Here is a 3061-nt window from a genome sequence, read left to right as displayed (position 1 = left end):
GGGGGGTGTCTCCCGACACTCGGACCGCGGCTTGGGTGCGCTGCGGGGGGGGGGGGGTGGGTTGTTTCTTTGGGGGGGGGGGGGGGAGGGCAAGGAGGGGGGGGGGGGGGGGGGCCCCCCCCCCCCCCCCCCTCCGCTCACCACACGGGCGGCGTCAGCCGCGCAGCTCCTCGGCGACCAGCTCCGCGATCTGGACGGCGTTCAGCGCGGCGCCCTTGCGGAGGTTGTCGTTGGAGAGGAACAGCGCGAGGCCGTTGTCGACCGTCTCGTCCACGCGGATGCGGCCCACGTACGAGGCGTCCTGGCCGGCGGCCTGGAGCGGGGTCGGGATCTCGGACAGCTCGACGCCCGGGGCGTCCTTCAGCAGCTCGTAGGCGCGCTCGACGCTGATCGGACGCTCGAAGCGGGCGTTGACCTGGAGGGAGTGGCCGGAGAAGACGGGGACGCGGACACAGGTGCCGGAGACCTTGAGCCCGGGGATCTCCAGGATCTTGCGGGACTCGTTGCGGAGCTTCTGCTCCTCGTCGGTCTCGAAGGAGCCGTCGTCGACGAGGTTGCCCGCGAGCGGGACCACGTTGTACGCGATCGGGCGCTTGTAGACGGCCGGCTCGGGGAACTCCACCGCGCCGCCGTCGAAGGTCAGCTGGTCGGCGGCCTCGGAGACGGCGCAGGCCTGGCCCTTGAGCTCGGCGACGCCGGCCAGGCCGGAGCCGGAGACGGCCTGGTAGGTGGTGGCGATCAGCGCGGTCAGGCCGGCCTCATCGTGGAGGGGGCGCAGCACGGGCATGGCGGCCATGGTGGTGCAGTTCGGGTTCGCGATGATGCCCTTGGGGCGGTTCTTGATCGCGTGGGGGTTGACCTCGGAGACCACGAGGGGGACCTCGGGGTGGCTGCGCCAGGCGGAGGAGTTGTCGATCACGACGGCACCCTGGGAGGCGACCTTCTCGGCGAGGGCCCTGGAGGTGGCGCCGCCCGCGGAGAAGAGCACGATGTCCAGGCCGGAGTAGTCGGCCGTGGAGGCGTCCTCGATGGTGATCTCCTGGCCCTGCCACTCCAGGGTGGAGCCCGCGGAACGGGCCGAGGCGAAGAGCCGCAGCTCGTCGACCGGGAACTTCCGCTCGGCGAGGATGCCGCGCATGACTCCGCCGACCTGTCCGGTGGCTCCGACGATTCCGACCCTCACGGTGACTCCTTCGAATACGTTGACGCGGGCGCGCGTGGAGCCATCATGCGTTCGACCCCACGAGGCTTGTCCAATCCATTGTCCGAGGTGCGGACAGTGTCGGAGCCGTGAACTCCCGTGACGAGTGTGTGACGGGCGCGTCAACAGACCCTCCAACGTCCGTTTTGCCTGGTCAAGGCCGGTTAGCTTCCGGTTCAGCCGTGATCGTTATGCGGACGCGGCGCACCAGAAGCCGAAACACCACCTCGGGGAGATCCACCGTGCCGGACATCCGCCACCGCCACCGCCGGTCCATACCGGCCCTCGCCGCCCTCGCGGCGGCCGCCGTCGCCGCGCCCGTGCTGCTGGCCGCCACCCCGGCCAGCGCCCACCCGCGCGAGGGCAGGCTGGCCCAGGAGCTGGTGGAGGAGGTCACCGCGCGCGGGGCCTACCGCCACCTGGCGAAGTTCCAGCAGATCGCCGACGCCAACGGCGGCAACCGGGCCGCGGGCACCCCCGGCCACGCCGCCTCGGCCGCCTACGTCCACGACACCCTGAAGAAGGCCGGGTACGAGGTCTCGTACCAGGACTTCGACATCTACGAGGCGCACACGAAGACGGAGAAGACCACGGTCCTCGGCGACCAGCCGCGGGAGCTGGCCACCGCGGCCTTCACCTTCACCAAGTCCACCCCGGCCGGCGGCCTGGCCGCCCCGCTCGCCCTCGCCCGGGTCGACGAGACCCCCGGCTGCACCGCCGACGACTACCCGGCCGGCGCCTTCACCGGGAAGATCGCCCTGGTCAAGCGGGGTGCCTGCACCTTCGTGGAGAAGCAGCGGGCCGCCGCCGCGGCGGGCGCGATCGGCGTGATCGTCTACAACCACAGCGGTACCACCCCGGTCCGCGGCGGGTTCTCCTCCCCGGCCGAGGGGATCATCCCCAGCGCGGGCATCACCCTGGCCGACGGCGAGGCGCTGGCCGCGGCCGCCGCCAAGGGCGAGGTGAAGGTGCGCCTGGACCTGGACCAGGAGCACGTGAAGAAGACCACCCGCAACGTGATCGCCGAGACCCGGGGCGGCCGCGCCGACCGCGTGGTGACGGTCGGCTCCCACCTGGACTCGGTCCCCGAGGGTCCCGGCATCAACGACAACGGCTCCGGCTCGGCCGGACTCCTCGAAGTCGCCCTCAAGCTCGCCGACGAGGGCGCCAACAAGAAGAACAAGGGGCCCGCCAACAAGGTGCGCTTCGCCTGGTGGTCGGCGGAGGAGCTGGGCCTGCTGGGCTCCGAGCACTACGTCGCGCAGCTGTCCGACAAGCAGAAGAAGGACATCGCGCTCTACCTGAACTTCGACATGATCGCCTCGCCGAACCCGGCGCAGTTCGTCTACGACGGCGACGACTCGGACAAGACCGGCGCGGGCGCCGGCCCGGCCGGCTCGGCGCAGATCGAGGCGCTGATCAACGGCTTCCTCGACAAGAAGGGCAAGCCGCACGAGGGCAGTGACTTCGACGGCCGCTCCGACTACGGCCCGTTCATCGAGAACGGCATCCCGGCGGGCGGCACCTTCACCGGCGCCGAGGGCATCAAGACCGCCGAGCAGGCCAAGCGCTACGGCGGCACGGCCGGGGCGGCGTACGACCCGAACTACCACGGGGCGGGCGACAACCTGAAGAACATCGACCTCAAGGCGTTCGACACCAACCTGGACGTCATCGCCCACGCGGTCGGCACGTACGCGGAGTCCCTGCGCTCGCTGGGCAAGTAAGCGGTAGGGGCAGGTGAAAAGCCGGAGGGGGGGGGGGGGGGGGGGGGCCGCCCCGCCCCCCCACCCCTCCCCCCCCCCCCCCCCCACCACCCCACAAGAGGCGTGTTACCCCCCGGGGGGGGGGAACCTCACC

General features: G+C 71.6%; 2 protein-coding genes. One reads left to right on the top strand and one right to left on the bottom strand.

Going from position 1 to position 3061, the window contains the following annotated elements; genetic code table 11:
• Positions 1–154: 154 nt before the first annotated feature.
• Complete coding sequence (locus tag ACZ7IF_RS18805; protein ID WP_470972435.1) at positions 155–1183, bottom strand: aspartate-semialdehyde dehydrogenase; 1029 nt, start codon at positions 1181–1183, stop codon at positions 155–157.
• 260 nt (positions 1184–1443) lie between these two features.
• On the opposite strand from ACZ7IF_RS18805, the gene ACZ7IF_RS18800 reads away from it, so the two are divergent.
• Positions 1444–2928, top strand: coding sequence for a M28 family metallopeptidase (locus ACZ7IF_RS18800; RefSeq protein WP_470972433.1), 1485 nt, complete (start codon positions 1444–1446; stop codon positions 2926–2928).
• Positions 2929–3061: the final 133 nt, after the last annotated feature.

It is taken from the genome of Streptomyces sp. NPDC037421, from assembly GCF_055602105.1.
Note: the sequence above shows the minus strand (reverse complement) of the source record. Positions and strands in the feature narration are given on the sequence as shown.